This is a genomic window from Intestinimonas massiliensis (ex Afouda et al. 2020) (assembly GCF_900626285.1).
In the GTDB taxonomy this organism is placed as follows: domain Bacteria; phylum Bacillota; class Clostridia; order Oscillospirales; family Oscillospiraceae; genus Flavonifractor; species Flavonifractor massiliensis_A.
On record NZ_LR131161.1, the window covers coordinates 1 to 852 of the forward strand.

The window sequence follows — 852 nt, forward strand, 5'->3', positions numbered from 1 at the left end:
GCTGTCCCTCTGGTCTGCCTTCCCCTTGGCTCTAAAGTTGATTATCGCTTTGTTCTTTGCCGTGGCAATCGGCTTTGTGATGATCCGCAATCTCATTTTGTGAGGTGCCGTATGTTTGGTGTGTTGATTGCATCTATTGAGTGGATGCCATTGATTCTCCGCCTGCCGCTTTTGGCCCTGGTTGCTCTGCTTTTCCTCATTGTGTTGGTCAAGCTGGTGTCTGCCGTACTTTCCATTATTTCGGCTGTCCTTAGCTTTATCACAGGTTGGCTGTAAAGGCCCTTTTCCGGCTCTCTGCGGTGTCTCTCCTGCCTGGGGTATCCCAGGATACCCCAGGCGCTTCCCGCCCCTGTTTTTACTGCAAGAAAAAACTTTTGACCGTGCTCTTTCAAAGGAGGTTTACCCATGGAAACTATGCAGGAAATCATGACTACGTTCTTTTCCGGCGTGTGGTCGTTGTTCTCCAGCTTCACCGTTCCCGGCTTTGGTATTCCTTTGGCAAAGGTTGCAATTGGCTTTTTTATAATTCGCTTTTCACTGTCCTTGCTTTCTCTGATAACCGGCTTTCGTTCCAATGTTGGATATGTCGCTAACGGGTTTCGGACTTCTTCTGAATCTTTGAATCAGTATAAGAAGATTTATGATCAAAAGATAAATAAATCGTAACACAATTTGAAGTTGTAGCTAGTCAGATCTGACACAGCCATAGAGTTTGATTGTGTTACAAAAGACCTGCTAACAAAAGTCAAGTAAAACTTTCAAAGGAAACGAGCAAAGGAAAAGGGTGCACCAAATTAAACCGCTGTGCATTTCAAAAAATGGCGGTCAGCCAGACAGTATAGAGCTGGGAAA

General features: G+C 45.2%; 2 protein-coding genes. Both read left to right on the top strand.

What is annotated here, in order from left to right:
* Window positions 1-276: hypothetical protein (locus E0E41_RS18770; RefSeq protein ID WP_207303266.1), on the top strand; the 276-nt coding region annotated here is incomplete at its 5' end.
* Between the two features lie 129 nt (window positions 277-405).
* Window positions 406-666 (top strand): hypothetical protein, encoded by a 261-nt coding sequence (locus E0E41_RS18775; RefSeq protein ID WP_207303267.1) that lies wholly within the window; start codon window positions 406-408, stop codon window positions 664-666.
* Window positions 667-852: the final 186 nt, after the last annotated feature.